Genomic DNA, 15759 nt, shown 5'->3' with positions numbered 1-15759 from the left:
CCAAAACCAGCCGCGATGAGACGCCGGGATCGCCCCGGCGATTGGCGAACTGCGCCCTGCGGCCCGGCCCGGACAGGTGATCCTATGACCTCCCCCCGTCTCAATTCCATCGTCAAGCTGTTTGAAACCTGCCGATATAAGCATGATCTCTACACCGTCTTTGGCGACTGGTGCGAATGCTCCGCCATATCCATGAGCAATGCCGTCGATCTGGTGAATTTTGAGAAGCGCGAAGCGCGTTATCTTGAAATCGCTCGAAAATACGGGAGCGAAACTATGGCGACATTCTCGAAGATATTCGGTGAGGTGGTCATGGCGCTGGAGGAAAAGCCGCAGGACATCCTGGGCATGACGTTCCATGCCCTCGAATTGCACAACAAGGAGAGGGGGCAATTCTTCACGCCCTATCCCATCTGCCAGTTGATGGCCCGCATCATCGCCGGGGGGGCCGAGGATATGCAGCAGGCGATTGCCAAGCGCGGCTTCATGCTTGCGCAGGAACCCGCCGTTGGCAGCGGAGCGATGATCATTGCGCTTGCCGAGGCCATCCTTGAAGCGGGCTTCAACTACCAGCAGCTTCTCCATGTGACCGCCGTGGACATCGACCCGCGCGCCGTCCACATGGCCTATATCCAGTTTTCGCTCCTGCATATTCCGGCGACCGTCATCGTGGGCGACAGCCTGGCAATGCGGTTTCGGGAGGAATGGCACACGATGGCCCATGTCATGGGCGGGTGGTCTGCCAAGTTGCGGCGCGCAAGAGAAAACGCCGGGGCAGGGGAAGGGCAACCGGAGGCGGCTCCTCCTGTTGCTGTGCCGCGCAGGGCTGCGGTGGTCGCGGGTGGTTCCGCCGCACCGAAGCAAGCGACATCCGCGCCGGTCATTGAGAGGAATGGGCAACTGCGCCTGTTCTAAATTGCAGGGTACAGGCTAGAAGCTCCGACCGGATTGACCGGCCAGAGCTTCTTTGAGAGGGGGGCTGGCCGGCCCCTCTCAATCTCTCCCCCATGAGGGGGCACGGCACAGCCCCGCCCCCTTCAAACCCCCACCCATGAAGGGGGTGGACCACCCCCTCCAAACCTCCCCGGCCCATGCGGTCGCGGCCCCTGATCGGGGCCGCGGGCTCATCTCTCACTCTGAATTCCTAGTGTCGCATTCGCCCCTGCGCCGTAAAGGACGGGCGGTTCCCCCATGTGTGGACGGCCCGTGGAATGCAAGACTTTTGCTTGTAAGCGACCAATTAGGTTCAGTCATGTGTCCGGCCTATAATCGTGGCATCAACGCCACTGGCCCTGATGAGATCCGCAGACGGAGAGCCAATCAAATTGTCGCGCTCGAGGCGCTGGGGGAACCCCGGCTTTCCTCCGTCCCCGGTCTAACCGGTTCGCCATCAAACTAAGTCCTTCACTCCTCCATCCGGCCACACTTGGGCCGAATGGATCTTTTCAGGCGGTGGCAAAACGATAGTTTTCCCTCCGCCTGAGTATTGCCCACGCGATGCGTGCGGTTTTGTTTGCGATCGCTACCGAAACCAGCTTGGCGGGCTTGCGATCTAACAAGCGAGCGATCCAGGGAAATGACGCAGCGTCAAGACGGGCTCTGCGCACGACGGCGGTGGCGCCGACTACCAGCAACCGTCGGATCGTGCGATCGCCTTGTTTGCTTATCCGGCCAAGCCTCTCCTTCCCACCGCTACTGTTTTGTCGTGGGGTCAATCCAAGCCAGGCTGCGAACTGACGGCCAGATTTGAACTCGGTGGCGTCACCGACCGAAGCTGCGATCGCCGCTGCCGTTAGGAAACCGACGCCGGGAATGGTCATCAAACGCCGGGCAGCCGCTTCGTTGCGGCACCACCGCAATATAATCCTATCGAGTTCAGCGATCTTGTGGGTCAGCTCCTCCAATTGCTTCCTTATGTGTTCGAACGGTTGCCAGGAGGGCTCTGGAAGGAATTCCTGGGCAGCGCTCAGCGCTTCAATTGCCGCTCTCAAGCCTAATCTTCCTTGCGACGTGACAATCCCGAATTCCGCGAGATGCCCACGCAAGGCGTTGATAAGAGCGGTCCGCTGCCGCACCAGCAGATCCCGCGTCTTATGCTGCATCAGGAGTGCCTGACGCTCACAGCTCTTCACGGGAACGAAACGCATCGTGGGACGAGTCACGGCTTCGCAAATGGCCTCGGCATCCGCCGCATCATTCTTGCCGCGCTTGACGTAGGGCTTCACATAAGCTGGCGGCATTAGCTTGACCTCGAAGCCCAGGCGGACGAGCTCACGTGCCCAATAGTGTGACGTCGAACATGCTTCCATGCCGACAAGGCAGCGGGGCAGGTGCTCGAAGAATTGTAGAAGCTGATTCCGGCGGAGCTGGCGACGGATGATGACATCGCCGGCTTCATCGACAGCATGTAGCTGGAAAACATTCTTGGCCAGATCGAGGCCGATAACACTTATCTTCTCAAAAGCCATGACGTGGTTCCTTGTCCGAATTGTGCCGACTGAGAATAGCACCTTTGCGCTGAGGTCTCGGAGGGCCGTCCACATCATCAAAATGCTGACGCATTTCGGCTCCCCCACCCGCCGCCTCCGGCGGTCGCTGCGCGCTCCTTGACTGCTTGGGTCGCCAATGCGGGCTCCTTTTCGTCAGAGCGAAAAGGAGGCTTCTATGACAGACCGGAAAATCACAGTTATCGACGGCGGCAGCGCGCAATACTGGAGGGAGCGGAAAGAAGGCTTCCGCCTTATCCACGAGGCCGAGCGCGCTGCGGAGCGGCTGGCCGACGCACCGATGTATCTTCACGGTGGCTACGACGAGGACGGTGACGTGATCGCCATCGAAAACCTCGGCCCCCATGACGTCATGGAAGATGCGATCAGGGCGATTGAGGCAAACGAGACTGCGATGAGCATCCTTGTTGCGCAGGGTCGCACAAGGATTGGCATCTGCGAGATCAGGGCGGTGGTCGATGCGATGGCGTATGACTACGATGGCATCGAAGATCCGGAGCGCAATCCGCTCTGGGGACCGGATACGGACTGAGATGCAGGCGAAAGGCGGCTGCGGCCGCCTTTCGCCTTTACCTCGACGAATGAGCCCGGTCAGCCGGTTCGACCGGCCGACCGGGCTGACGAAAGAGGGGCAAGCCCCCCTCTCAACACTCACCCCAATGGAGGAAGGGGCAAGCCCCCTCCTCCAAACCTCCTCCCATGGGGAAAGAGGACGGTTCCCTCCTCACTTTCCCCAAACCCCTATCCCTCTCCCTGGAGGACCGCTTGTAATGGCAACTGCGTAGACCCCTTGATTTTCAGGCGTTTCGGCGAGTTGCCACATGGCAACTCTGTCTAAAAACACCTCGAAAATAGGAGCGCTCATTGCATGGCGACGATCAGCAAATCGCGTTAAGGTTTTGTTAACCCTATTTTCCTTGCCAACGATTGCGACTCGGAGCATTCTCGCCTACGACTTATTCGCCCACTTTGGAGAATTTTCGTAGTTATGTTGAAGGCTCGTAGTCAAGCCGCCGTGACAGAGGCACCGAAGCCGTTGATGACCGATGTCATCGCGGGGGACGGTGCTGCGCTTTCCGAAGAGCTTCTTGCCATGCGCAAAGCGCTTTTCCCACCGGTGTCGAAAAAGACGCTTCGGTCCTTTTCCTCCGTGGAATCTGCGAAGCTCATCGGCATCGGCGATGCCTACCTTCGTCAGCTTTCCTTGAGCGGTAAGGGGCCTCAGCCCACTATCGGTTCTGGCGGCAGACGATGGTACAGCCTCGACCAGATTAACCAGATTCGTGCCGTCCTGGACGAAAATTCCAAGAGCAAGAATTACATTCCTCGGCGTCGGCCGGGCGAGCATTGCCAAGTCATGGCCGTCGTGAATTTCAAAGGCGGAAGCGGGAAGACGACCACTGCTGCTCATCTCGCCCAATATCTCGCGCTTCAAGGATATCGGGTTCTGGCTGTCGACCTCGATCCGCAAGCCTCCATGACTGCCCTGCATGGATATCAGCCCGAATATGACGTCGAGGCGAACGAGACCATGTACGCCGCAATCCGTTACGACGAAAAACGGCGCCCCCTCGCGGAGATTATCAAGCCCACCTACTTCACCGGGCTTGATCTTGTTCCGGGCAATCTCGAACTCATGGAATATGAGCATGACACTCCGCGAGCGCTTGCAGAGCGTTCCACGGAGCCCTTTTTTGGGCGCGTTGCATCGGCGCTTGGTTCCGTGGAGGACCGATACGACGTGATGGTGCTCGATTGCCCGCCCCAACTCGGCTTTCTGACACTCGGCGCGCTTTGCGCATCCACGGGATTGTTGATCACTGCCCATCCGCAGATGCTGGACGTCATGTCGATGTGCCAGTTCCTCCTCATGACATCTGACCTCCTCGGTGTGGTGCAGGACGCCGGCGGTGATCTTGACTACGACTTCATCCGCTATGTCGTTACACGCTACGAACCGTCTGATGGTCCCCAGGCGCAGATGGTCGGTTTCATGCGGTCGCTGTTTCGCGAAAGGGTGCTCACCAACACGATGTTGAAATCGACGGCGATTTCCGACGCTGGTTTGTCCAAACAGTCCCTCTACGAGGTCGGCCGCGAGAATTTTGCCAAGACGACATATGACAGAGCGATCGAGTCGCTCGACGCCGTCAATGGGGAAATCGAGAGCTTGATGAAGCAGGCTTGGGGGAGGGCGACATGAGCCGCAAGGATACGCTGAAAGCCATGCTTTCCAGGCGGGACAGCGAGTTGCCACATGGCAACTCCGAAGTCGACGAGCAGGAAGCGGAAATGGCTCCGGAGAAGAAACTTCAGCACATCCGATCCGGTGCGGTTGGCGCGATGGGCCGATCGCTCGGCAACATCGTGAGTGCCGCCGATCAGGCGCGTGCTCTGATCGCAGAGGGAGCAGCGGTTGTCGATATTTCCCCAGATAAGATCGACAGCTCATTTGTGGCCGATCGTCTTCCGGATGACGGTGAGGGGTTCAAGGAACTGCTTGAAGCGATCCGCCAGTCCGGCCAGAGGAGCCCGGTCTTGTTGCGGCCGCATCCTGAAAAGGCTGACCGATACCAGATTGTGTTTGGCCATAGGCGTGTGCGTGTAGCGGCGACGCTGGGACGCCCCGTCAAGGCGGTCGTCCAAAACCTTTCCGACGAAGAGTTGGTTGTTGCGCAAGGTCAGGAAAACGCATCACGAACCGACCTTAGCTATATCGAGCGTGGCCTGTTTGCTGTCGCCCTCGAAGAGCGAGGGTTCGACCGCCAGGTGATCATGTCTGCGTTGGGGATGGAGAAAACGCAGCTCTCGAAGCTCATGAGCGTAGCTCATTCCGTACCCAGGCCGATCATCGAGGCAATCGGCCCGGCCCCGAAAGCCGGGCGGCCGCGCTGGATGGGATTGGCTGAGAAGCTCGCAGCAAGCAAGCCGAAAGCCCTTGACGCTCTTCTTCAGAGCCGGGAATTCCGTGCGGCTGACACCGATGACCGCTTCGCGCAGGTGATGGATGCACTCACCGCAAAACGCAAGGGGACCAAACCGGAGACGATCAAGTCAGAAAGTGGGCAGAAGCTTGCGACGGTGCAGCGATCTGCCAAGGCTCTCAATGTCACTTTCGACGAGAAGACGTCGCCGGCTTTCGGCGATTATGTGATCGGCAAACTTGAGCAGCTTCATCGCGAGTATCAGGCTTCGATGGAGAGCTAATAGGTTTTGGTGATTTGACGTAGGACTGGATGGAAAGGATCGAACCGCAAAAGAAAAAGGCCCCCAATCGGTAACCCGTGGAAGCCTTCCTCGTATTCTGTAGCAAGATCGAGAATCGCATTTCCACGAATCACAGTCAAGAGTCTTTGGCACCGTTTTGGTGAGCGGATTTCTTTTGCCTTTTGAAAGGTGAAGGAAAATGCAGATAGGACGTGTAACAACGCCGCATGGGCGGCCGATGACGCTTGCCTTGGTGAAAGGCCAGCTCGAAACAGCCGATCGCGGCCCGAGCAAGGCGGTCAACAAGTGGAAGGTCTTCAACGACATCGGCGAGACGAAGGACAGCTTCGCCTTGCAGGACCGTTCAATCACGGTGCTGCAGGCGCTGCTGAGCTTCTATCCGAGCGATGAGCTATCCGACGAGATCGGCGGCCTGGTGGTCTTCCCGTCGAACAACCAGTTGTCCCTGCGCGCCCACGGCATTGCCGGCACGACCTTGCGCCGGCATCTCGCCGCCCTTGTGGACGCTGGATTGATCGAGCGCCGCGACAGCCCGAACGGCAAGCGCTACGCACATCGGGGCAGGGGAGGGGAGATCGAGGCCGCCTATGGCTTCAGCCTGGCGCCCCTGCTTGCTCGCGCCGCCGAGCTTGCGAACCTCGCGCAACAGGTCGCCGCGGAGCGCCTTCGCTTCAAGCGCGCTAAGGAAGCTCTGTCCCTGTGCCGCCGTGACGTCCGCAAGCTGATCTCCGCAGCCATGGAAGAGGGCGCCGACGGCGATTGGGCGACGATCGAGGCCATGTTCATCGGCCTGATGGCCCGCCTTCCACGCTCTCCTCGCCGCGAAGACGTCGATGCTGTGCTCGAAGAAATGGAGCTTTTGCGTGAGGAAATCATCAACCGCTTGGAAATTCAGGTAAAAGCACAAAAAATGGACGTCAATGACCGCCATGACGGATGTCACATACAGAATTCAAAACCCGAATCCTTCCATGAACTTGAACCTAGCTCTGAAAAAGAGCAGGGCGAAATGTCGAGCCAGAAACCGAAACGAATTGCAGAACCACTGAAGGCATTCCCGCTATCGTTGGTGCTGAGGGCGTGCCCGCAGATTGCCGATTACGCGGTCGGCGGCCGGCTTGAAACCTGGCGTGAGCTGATGGCGACGGCTGTTCTGGTCCGATCTGTGCTGGGGGTCAGTCCATCGGCCTATGAGGAGGCGTGCGCGGTGATGGGGCCGGAAAACGCTGGGGTCGCCGTTGCCTGCATCCTGGAGCGGGCCGAGCACATCACGTCGCCCGGCGGCTATCTGCGCGATCTCACCCGCAAGGCGGCGCGCGGCGAATTCGGCCTTGGGCCGATGCTGATGGCGGCGCTTCGCGCCAACGGCGGAGGCGAGAAGCGAAGCGCATGATCGTTCGCTTCTCGGCCCTGTCACGAAATGTCGGGAATCCGATCGGAGATCTTCACGAGATAGTCGTCGATCGCCTCCTCGATGTAGCTGTTGAACTTGCGTCGCTCGATTGCGGCGAGGATCTTCAGCTTCTTGTGGACCTCAACACGGATATGGATGCCGGTCGTGACCTTCTCGGTATCGCGGAAGCGTTTGCCGGCGATGGGATCGCGGCTTTCGCCCTTGGCGACCATGTCGCGGAACTGAGTCCGGCCGCCCGCCGCTATTGGCGGTTCGACGCCATCATCGCCAGTCGTCGTCGGGGGAGGGGAGGCCACCGGCTTTTCGCGCACGGATGGCCGGTCGCGGCCGGTCGAGATCAGCCCGAGGACGAGGTTCTTGCTCTCCGATCCTTCACTCACAGCAGAGCCTCTTTCGCCGTCGACCTGTAGAGGGTGAGCAGCTCGCCGAGGAGCGTTTCCATTTCGGCGATTGCCTTCGGATCGGATTTCGCGGCGGTCTGGAGCGTGCCGGCGGCGCCGATCGATTGATAGGCAGCGCGCCGGGCGATAGGTTGCGACGAAAGGGCGACGCCGCTCTCCCGCAGGATTTCGCGCAGCGGTTCATGGGCCTTGGCCCGGCCGGTGACTAGATCGTGCTGATTGATGACGATTAGCGCCGGCAGCTTGCGCTTCTGGTCTTCCTCGACCACCGGGATATGGTTCAGCGCGAGCTGCATGCCGGCGACCACATCGTCCTGGGTCGTCTGCAACGGGATCAGAACGATGTCGGCGCAGTAGAGACCGGCGAACAGGTTTTCGTTCGTCGTTCCCTCAATATCGATGAAGACGATCTTTCCTTCGAATTGGCGCTCCAGCGCCATCTTGTAGATTCGGTTTGGGTCGAGGCAGCTTTCCGCCTCCAGCCGGTCCGGCCAGACGTTCATCTGCTTTGACATCGTGACCCAGCGCATGGTGTTCGCCCGGCTGTCGGCATCGATGAGGAAGACGTCGTTGCCAGCATGGGCGGCCGTTCCAGACAACGCCCGGACGAGCGTGGTTTTCCCGGTTCCGCCTTTCGGGTTGGCGATGGTGACGATCATTGTGGCTCCTTCATTGAAGTTAAGTATAATTAACTCCTGTGCCTCCTTTCCGCAACGAAATCGTTGCCCGTTGTTCATTGCCCATTGATGACTGACGATTGATGACTGCCCACTGACAACGGGCAACGGTGAACGGACAATCATCAATTGACCGTTGATAACAAGCAATTACCCGTTGGTAAATAACCGTTTTCAATGGGTAATTGCCAATTAACCGCGATGCCGCTGTAAATTGGAGCACGAACAACGGGCAATTGTTCATGTGACGTGCATCGGCGGTGAAGCCTCGTCGTGGCGGGGGGATCGAGAGCGCTTGTCTGTTTGAAGCTTTTTGGGTTAGTAAAATATAGTTTAGTTATCTGTGGCAGGATAGTCAAGTTTGTGGTACAAACTCGACGTCGCCCGCCTCCGGCAGGGCTGTAGTTCGCGCCTCTGGCGCTCTGGGTCGCCTCCGGCAACCTGGCAAGCGGGAAGGAAACGATGCGAAGCGAGGTGGTCAGGGTCCGTCTTCAGCCGGAGGAGCGAGAAGCGCTCGCCGTCCTTTGCGGAGAGAACCGCACCGCCAGCGACGTCATCCGGCTGCTGTTTCGCGAACAGGCGGGCCTTCCGCTCCCGGTCGGGCCAACCGAGGCCGACGCCCTGCGGGGGACGAACGAGGAGTTGCGGCGCATCGGCATCAACCTCAACCAGGCGGTCCGGGCGATGAACGAGGGTCGCGTCGGTTACGAACCGCATCTCGACGCGGCCCTGCGCACCCTCCTCGATGGCGTGTTCCGGCTGCGCGCCGACGTCGATCTGATGCTGCGGATCAGCCGCAAGGAGCGGAGGGGAGCTGGCCGTGGCGCATGACTGGTCCGGGCTGCTTGGTGAGATCGAGGCTTTTTCCGCCCGCCGCGCCACCTCGTTGATCGACGAGGAAGAGGAGCTGCGTCGCCGGCGCGCGATCGGGGACGCCCTGTCGGGCGGGGAGCCGCCGCGCCGATTTGTAGCCAAGGGCATCGCGAGCAAGGCGCACCCTGGCGCCGTGTCGAGAAGCGAGCCGACAATCGCGTCGATCCTGCAAGTGCCACGGTCATCGCAACAGGACGTCATTGCGCTGGTCGGAGCTTTGGGTGCCGACGGCAAGCGGGCGGATGATGATGAGCTGAAGAAGTCGGACGGCGGGGGAGGGGGCGGGGCGTCCTTTGCAGCCGCGCCGCGTGTCGCCCGTCCTCTGAGCGCGCGAGGCGCAGCGAAGGACAGATCCAAAGCGGAGACGGCGAGCCGCGCGGCGATCGCCGCCGGTGCGCAGCCGGTGGTGATCAAGGTGACATCGACCGTATCGAGCCGGGCGTCGGCCGCGGGTCTGATGACCTATCTCGGCACGCGGGAAGTCGAGAACGAAAACGGCGAGAAGGGCAAGGTGGATATCCCGGTTTACGATCAGGATGGCCTTGCCATCACCAGCCGCGAAGAGCGCGCCGCCGCGCTCGCGGAGTGGGGCGCGGATTTTCGCGATGCCTATGCGGTCAACGCGCTCGCGACCTTTTCCATCACCCTTTCCGATGAGGTCGACGACGACACGCTCCACGATGCCCTGAACGCCGCCTTCGGGTCGAAGCCCTTCCTCTATTCCCGGCATCCGGACGGCAAGGTCTCGATCTATGCGGTGACCGATCTGCCGGCGAAGAAGATCGCCGGCGCGCTGAAGGCACGCGAGAAAGGCGAGGGGCCGGCGCGCGCCGTGGAAAATGCAGAGTCCGATTTCGCGCGCCGGCTGGCCGACGCCGGCTTGTCGGCCGAGGTCCGCATTCTCGGTGCAGCCGTCTCGGAGAAATCCGGCCGTTACTTCCTCGAAAAGTTCCTGCGTACGGAGAAGGCCATCACCACCAGCGAAGGCGATCGGGCCAAGTCCGGCTCCAGCGTCAAGGAAAAAGCCGACGGCATCTGGCGCTCCTGGTCTTCGCACATTCGCACCGTCGAGCCGCGCAACGCTTTCCACATTATCTTCTCGGCGCGGGCCGGGACCGATCCAGAGGCGATGACCCGCGCCGTGCGGGATTTCCTCGGCGAGCAGGTCGCCGGCCATCGTTGGATTACGGCGCATCACCCGGAAACCGGCCATGTTCATATCCATGCGATGATCTCGGCGCGCGACGATGTCGGCAAGGCGCTGCGGCTCACCAAACCGGAGCTGTACGAATGGCGCGAGCGCTTCGCGGCAAAGGCGCGGGAGCAAGGCATTGCCATGGTCGCCACTCGTCGCGCGGATGTAGCCGCGACGCGGGCTTATAGTCAGGCGCAGGCCGGCGCCTATGAACGCGGCAGACAGGATCCTCGCTATCTCAAGACGACGGCTGTCATCAATCGCGTCGAGCGAAAGCGCGCTGGCGTCGTCGACCGTGCGTCGCTCACGAATGGCAACCTCGCGCTTGCCCCGAAATGGCAGGCGACCGCGAGCGCCCTGAAGCGGGCCGTCGCAGAGCCTTCCGTGATTGCGGCGGCCGACCGGTTCGCAGCCGCGGCCACCGCCCAAGCACCGAATACTGCTGCTCGGGCCAGCGGCTACGTTCTCCTCCGGTTGGACGTCGAACAGTCCATTCAGCGCGAGACGATGGCGGTGATCGTCGAGGGGGCCATTGGCGTCGAGGCCAAGTTGATTTCGGCCGAGGGCAAGTCCGTCCAGATTCTGGCGCCCACCACCGCGAGCGTCAGCAAGATCGAGCGCGAGCTGGCCAGGCAGAACGACGAGACTGGCCCTGGTTCCGAGACACGTTCGGTGACCCGAGATTTCCAGGCGCGGTTGCTGGCGCATGGATTGCGCGCCGCCGTCGTCATCCAGGCGGCGGGCTCCGCCAAGCATGGTGCGCCGTCGCCTTGGCTGCAGCAGAAATTCGATGCCTTGGCCGAGCGGTCCGGCGCGCCGCGGAAGGAGCCCTTGGCGGAATTCAAGACCCTGATCGCGACCATTCAACAGCAGAAGGAAAAGGCCATGCCCCTATCGTTGGAACAGTTCGACGAGCGCGTCTCGCGGGCGAACAAGTCCATGGACCGCCTGGAGACGATGGTCGACAGCAGCGCGGAGCGTCAAGCGGTCGATGAGATGCGCAAGGAAATCTCCGCGCTGTTCGAAGAACAGCGCCGTGACATCCAGATGCAGCAGATGCGCTCTGTCAACGACACAGCGGGGGGAGGGGGCACGCCGCCGGCGGCGCGCGTCGACGAGGCGCGCACCCAGGACCGGCCAGCGCCGGCAACCGTCGATCCCGCGATTGCCGCCCAGCAGCAGGCAATTGCCGCCGGTCGCGCGTCCCGCGCGGCGCGGGAACAGACCGGCGCGTCGAAGGCTGCCCAGGACGAGCAGCGTCAGCAAATCCTTCGGCAGGCGGAACAGGAGCGCCAGGGCGGCAACGACCGGGACGGAGCCGAACGGTAGGCGCGTTCCTATTCCTCCATCAAGCCGTCGAAGACTTCCAGGAGGGCGTTGACGATGGCCTGGCCAAGCGCATTGGCCGAGGCGGCGACCTCATCGTCGCCCTTGTCTCGGGTGGCGATCGCAAGGTTGCCGCCCTCTTCGGCGACAATCGCCTTCGCCCGCTCGATGGCCCAAAGGGCAAAATCGCTCCGGTTTGAGATCGTCATCGTCTCGGTGGTCTCATCCATGGCGTTTACTCTCCCTCGGCGCAGCACAACCCACTGTTCGTTTCCCTCTTCGCGAAATCCAGCCATATCGCCGGGTGCCTATCGGCGGAACCACTTTCAGCATCTTCGGACTGAATTCATTTAGACTTTCTACTCTGAATGTTTGCACCGCGCCGCGTGATCGCCTAGACTCACGAGCGAAGCAGTCACGCGCTGCTTCCGAGCGTCAATCCCTTTTTCAAAATCCCTATACGATTGATTTCGTTCATTCTTGGCCTTCGATCCGTGTCCCTTCCGAGCACACTAAATCGTTTGCCGAAGAGGTTCCGGCAACGCTAATATCAACGATATTGTCCTGCCCGCAAGATCAGGAGTCTCTCCGTAGTCACGCCGTGCTGGCCGAGCTGCTGGCGGCTACATTACGTTGTTCAATGGAACAAACAGGTGGGACCAATAGGAGGTAAGCGTGTAGGCGATCCCACGTAGCGCGTTTGTGCTCGGAAGCTCATTTTCTGCATGAATCATGCGGAGAGTCATATGAGCGACAAGGTGAATCAGGTTCGGACATTCGAAGTTTTGACGGCGACGCCGTCGCGACGTTCGCCGCGGCATTGGTCTGATGACGAGAAAGCGCGGCTTGTGGCGGAAGCGTTTTCGCCGGGAGGGAGGGTGGCGGAGGTTGCACGCGCCTATGAACTGGACGTGTCGCAACTTTATGCGTGGCGCAGGAAGGCGCTTTCCACGGGGACGATGGCGCCATTGACGGTGCCATTGGGCGGTCGAACCATGATGGAAAGCGAGCCGGCGAAGTTCACGCGCTTTGAGGTGAGCGGCAGCGCGACGGTGGAGATTGTGGTTGGCGATATCGTCATGCGGGTACGGGGCAATATCGATCCGGATCAGTTGGCGGGCATTATCCGCGCGGTGCGCAAGGCATGATCGCTTCCGGCGTTGTGGTTTACGTTTCTTGCCAACCGGTCGACTTCCGCAAGGGAGCCGCATCGTTGATGGCGTTGGTGCGGGATGGCGGCCTCGACCCGTTCAATGGCGCGCTTTACGTCTTCCGGTCAAAGCGGGCGGACCGTGTCCGCATTGTCTGGTGGGACGGCAGCGGGGTCGTCGCCTCCGAGGCAGAGATTATCCGGTTGCAGGCGGCCGAAGCGGCGGCCAACGAGCGGATCGCCAACCTCACGACGATCATGAAGGTCCTGCAGCGCACGCAGAATGGCACGCGGTCCGAGCGATTGCACCTGGCCGTCAATGACGAGCAGGTGTCCTTTGCCTTCGAGGAGGTCGAGACGGGTCTTTCGGCGATCCAGAGCGAACTCGACCGCGCTGCCAGGGACAAGCCGAAGCGTGCGCCGCGTCCGCGCAAGGGCTTTGCTGCTCACCTCGAACGCATCGAGGAGATCATCGAACCGGAAATCCCTGCTGAATGCGAGGGTCTGGAAAAGGTGCTGATCGGCGAGGACCGTTGCGAAAGGCTGGATGTCGTGCCGCCGAAGTTCCGGGTCATCGTGACACGCCGCCCCAAATACGCATTCCGGGGGCGTGACGGCGTGATCCAGGCTCTGGCACCGGCGCACATCATCGAAGGGGGCCTGCCGACGGAGCGGCTGCTGGCCTATATCGCGGTCTCCAAATACGGCGACGGCCTTCCGCTTTACCGGCAGGAAGCGATCTATCTGCGCGATGGCGTCGAGATTAGCCGGAACTTGATGGCGCAATGGATGGGGCATCTGGGCTTCGAGCTTCAGATATGCGCCGACTACATCCTGGAGCGGGTCAAGGAAGGCGAGAGGGTCTTTGCCGACGAAACGACGTTACCCACCCTTGCGCCCGGTTCGGGCAAGACCATGAAAGCCTGGCTTTGGGCTTACGCACGCGATGATCGGCCCTATGGCGGAACCAGCCCGCCGATGGTCGCCTATCGCTTCGAAGACAGCCGAGGTGCGCAGTGCGTGGCGCGGCATCTCGTTGGCTTCAATGGTATCCTGCAAGTCGATGGATACACGGCCTACACCAGCCTGGCCAAGACGCGGGCCAAAGGCGGCAGCAACGAGACGATCCAACTCGCAGGCTGCTGGGCGCATCTGAGGCGCAAGTTCTACGACCTGCACATCACCGGGGTCTCGCAGGCCGCGACGGATACGGTCGTCGCCATGAGTGCGCTATGGAAGATCGAGGATGAGGTTCGCGGCAGGGACGCCGATACCAGAGCGATGCTGCGACAGCAAAAGTCCGCAGTCATTGTCACCGGCCTCTTCGGTCTGTGGGAGAGAGAGCTGCGCAAAATCTCCGGGAAATCCAAGACCGCCGAGGCGATCCGCTATGCGCTCTGCAGGCGGGACGCGCTGGAGCAGTTCCTGGCGGACGGCCGTGTCGAAATCGACTCCAATATCGTCGAACGCGCGATCAGGCCTCAAACAATCACGAGAAAAAATAGTCTATTCGCCGGCAGCGAAGGTGGTGGACGCACCTGGGCGACATTGGCCACTCTCCTTCAGACCTGTTGGGGTGGACGGCCCCCAAATCGGCATCGATGTGCCAGAATGAGGTCGTTACAGATCTCAAGCGAAGGAGACCGTCCGTGGAAGAGATTACCCGCATCGGAATGGACACGTCAAAGCACGTCTTTCAGTTGCATGGCGTAGGCGCTACTGAGGAGCCCGTGCTGCGCAAAAAACTGCGTCGCAAGGAGATGATCGCCTTCTTCGGGAAACTGCCACCAACTGTTGTAGCGATCGAAGCGTGCGGTGGATCCCATCATTGGGCCAGATTGCTGCAATCGTTCGGACATGAGGTAAAACTCATTCCACCACAATATGTTAAGCCGTATGTCAAGCGCGGCAAGAACGACGCGGCCGATGCTGAGGCCCTCTGTGAGGCAATGAGTCGACCGACGATGCGGTTCGTCCCAGTGAAAAGTGCGGAGAGCCAGGCGGCGTTGATGCTGATCGGGGTTCGTGAGAGGTTGATCCGGAATCGGACCCAACTCGCCAATGCCATACGCGGCTATGCTGCCGAGTTCGGATTGAGTGCTGCCCAGGGAATATGCAAGGTGGAACACCTGCTCGAGCGTATCGCAACCGATGAGACGCTGCCCGAACTTGCTCGCGACTTGTTCGCGCTTCATGCACGAGAATACAGACAGTTGCAGGGAGAGATCGCCAAGGTCGAAGCCAGATTGATGGCTTGGCACCGGGCTGACGAATGCAGTCGGCGACTAGCGAAAATTCCCGGCGTCGGCCCGATCGGCGCGTCACTGCTTGTCATGAAGATGCCAGCACCCGAAGGCTTTCGCTCGGGTCGGCACTTCGCCGCCTGGCTCGGACTGACGCCAAAAGATCACTCCACCGCTGGAAAAATCCGGCTTGGCGGTATTACACGTGCCGGCGATGAAACCCTGCGAAGCGTTCTCGTGGCAGGGGCGACTGCTCTTCTGCGCCACGTTCGAGAAGGGCGCGGCAAGAACGCTTCGCCATGGCTCAGGGAACTCCTCAAGCGCAAGCCGCCGAAGCTCGTGGCTGTGGCATTGGCTAACAAGATTGCCCGCGTCGCATGGAAGCTCATGGTGACCGGCGGGCAATACAGGGCCGACACCGCGCAACCGCTTCATGCCCGAGCCGTATAGAGATCAGCCAGCCGCGGCGAGTGATCTGCGGAACGCTGCCGCACTGAACTGATGCCCAAACTTGCAAGAAGAAGAGTAGATGGTGATCGATCGTTCCGAAGCGCGTGACAATCCGTATAATGCAAAGGCCGACAAAGGCCGCAGACCTGTTTGGAACTCGCGTAGCGGAAACCATCTTGGCCCGCGGTCATGTGCGGCCGCACACTCAGAGGCCGGACATATGATCGCAAGCGATCGGTTCAAATTACTGCCGTCAATCTTGCAAGCCGGGGGCCGTCCACATATGCAAAATGAA

At 60.6% G+C, this 15759-nt stretch carries 14 protein-coding genes and 2 pseudogenes; 12 read left to right on the top strand and 4 right to left on the bottom strand.

The window, feature by feature from the left end:
• Window positions 1–84 precede the first annotated feature (84 nt).
• Window positions 85–915: an N-6 DNA methylase gene (locus AKG11_RS31445; protein WP_050746826.1), complete on the top strand. Its 831-nt coding sequence runs from the start codon at window positions 85–87 to the stop codon at window positions 913–915.
• 530 nt (window positions 916–1445) lie between these two features.
• Here AKG11_RS31445 and AKG11_RS31440 read toward each other — a convergent pair.
• Entirely contained in the window at window positions 1446–2468 is a 1023-nt protein-coding gene (locus tag AKG11_RS31440; RefSeq protein ID WP_050746837.1) for an IS110 family RNA-guided transposase, read from the bottom strand.
• Between the two features lie 196 nt (window positions 2469–2664).
• On the opposite strand from AKG11_RS31440, the gene AKG11_RS31435 reads away from it, so the two are divergent.
• The 4 genes from AKG11_RS31435 to repC all read left to right on the top strand — a co-directional run bounded on the left by AKG11_RS31435 (window position 2665) and on the right by repC (window position 7128).
• Entirely contained in the window at window positions 2665–3039 is a 375-nt protein-coding gene (locus tag AKG11_RS31435) for a hypothetical protein (RefSeq protein WP_050746825.1), read from the top strand.
• 507 nt (window positions 3040–3546) lie between these two features.
• Complete coding sequence (gene repA, locus AKG11_RS31430) at window positions 3547–4710, top strand: plasmid partitioning protein RepA (RefSeq protein ID WP_245290300.1); 1164 nt, start codon at window positions 3547–3549, stop codon at window positions 4708–4710.
• Complete coding sequence (repB, locus tag AKG11_RS31425; protein ID WP_050746836.1) at window positions 4707–5714, top strand: plasmid partitioning protein RepB; 1008 nt, start codon at window positions 4707–4709, stop codon at window positions 5712–5714. Before repA ends, repB begins: the two co-directional genes overlap by 4 nt.
• Before the next feature lie 199 nt (window positions 5715–5913).
• Window positions 5914–7128, top strand: coding sequence for a plasmid replication protein RepC (gene repC, locus AKG11_RS31420; protein ID WP_050746823.1), 1215 nt, complete (start codon window positions 5914–5916; stop codon window positions 7126–7128).
• A gap of 20 nt (window positions 7129–7148) precedes the next feature.
• Here the strand turns inward: repC and AKG11_RS31415 are convergent, their stop codons facing one another.
• Both AKG11_RS31415 and AKG11_RS31410 read right to left on the bottom strand, forming a co-directional pair.
• Window positions 7149–7529 carry a hypothetical protein gene (locus AKG11_RS31415; RefSeq protein ID WP_050746822.1) on the bottom strand — a complete coding sequence of 127 codons (381 nt, stop codon included), beginning with the start codon at window positions 7527–7529 and terminating at the stop codon, window positions 7149–7151.
• Window positions 7526–8209 (bottom strand): ParA family protein, encoded by a 684-nt coding sequence (locus tag AKG11_RS31410; RefSeq protein WP_050746821.1) that lies wholly within the window; start codon window positions 8207–8209, stop codon window positions 7526–7528. The genes AKG11_RS31415 and AKG11_RS31410 overlap by 4 nt, the downstream gene beginning before the upstream one ends.
• Window positions 8210–8689: 480 nt before the next feature.
• On the opposite strand from AKG11_RS31410, the gene AKG11_RS31405 reads away from it, so the two are divergent.
• Window positions 8690–9058: a plasmid mobilization relaxosome protein MobC gene (locus AKG11_RS31405; RefSeq protein ID WP_050746820.1), complete on the top strand. Its 369-nt coding sequence runs from the start codon at window positions 8690–8692 to the stop codon at window positions 9056–9058.
• Window positions 9048–11624 (top strand): relaxase/mobilization nuclease domain-containing protein, encoded by a 2577-nt coding sequence (locus AKG11_RS31400; RefSeq protein ID WP_050746819.1) that lies wholly within the window; start codon window positions 9048–9050, stop codon window positions 11622–11624. The genes AKG11_RS31405 and AKG11_RS31400 overlap by 11 nt, the downstream gene beginning before the upstream one ends.
• An 8-nt stretch (window positions 11625–11632) precedes the next feature.
• Here AKG11_RS31400 and AKG11_RS31395 read toward each other — a convergent pair whose 3' ends face one another.
• Window positions 11633–11851 carry a hypothetical protein gene (locus AKG11_RS31395; RefSeq protein WP_050746818.1) on the bottom strand — a complete coding sequence of 73 codons (219 nt, stop codon included), beginning with the start codon at window positions 11849–11851 and terminating at the stop codon, window positions 11633–11635.
• A 516-nt stretch (window positions 11852–12367) separates the two neighbouring features.
• Between AKG11_RS31395 and AKG11_RS31390 the strand changes: the two genes are divergently transcribed.
• The 5 genes and pseudogenes from AKG11_RS31390 to AKG11_RS35315 all read left to right on the top strand — a co-directional run.
• Complete coding sequence (locus tag AKG11_RS31390) at window positions 12368–12769, top strand: transposase (protein ID WP_050746817.1); 402 nt, start codon at window positions 12368–12370, stop codon at window positions 12767–12769.
• Window positions 12766–12939, top strand: a pseudogene (tnpB, locus tag AKG11_RS35750) (IS66 family insertion sequence element accessory protein TnpB); the annotation flags it as partial. The gene AKG11_RS31390 and the pseudogene tnpB, both read left to right, overlap by 4 nt.
• Window positions 12922–14340 (top strand): annotated as a pseudogene (locus AKG11_RS31385) (IS66 family transposase); the annotation flags it as partial. The pseudogenes tnpB and AKG11_RS31385, both read left to right, overlap by 18 nt.
• Before the next feature lie 80 nt (window positions 14341–14420).
• On the top strand, window positions 14421–15464 hold the full coding sequence (locus AKG11_RS31380) for an IS110 family RNA-guided transposase (RefSeq protein WP_050746816.1): 1044 nt from the start codon (window positions 14421–14423) through the stop codon (window positions 15462–15464).
• Between the two features lie 79 nt (window positions 15465–15543).
• On the top strand, window positions 15544–15759 hold a 216-nt coding region (locus AKG11_RS35315; protein WP_210166813.1), incomplete at its 3' end, for a hypothetical protein.

The organism is Shinella sp. SUS2 (assembly GCF_001262505.1).
Taxonomy (GTDB): domain Bacteria; phylum Pseudomonadota; class Alphaproteobacteria; order Rhizobiales; family Rhizobiaceae; genus Shinella.
Note: the sequence above shows the minus strand (reverse complement) of the source record. Positions and strands in the feature narration are given on the sequence as shown.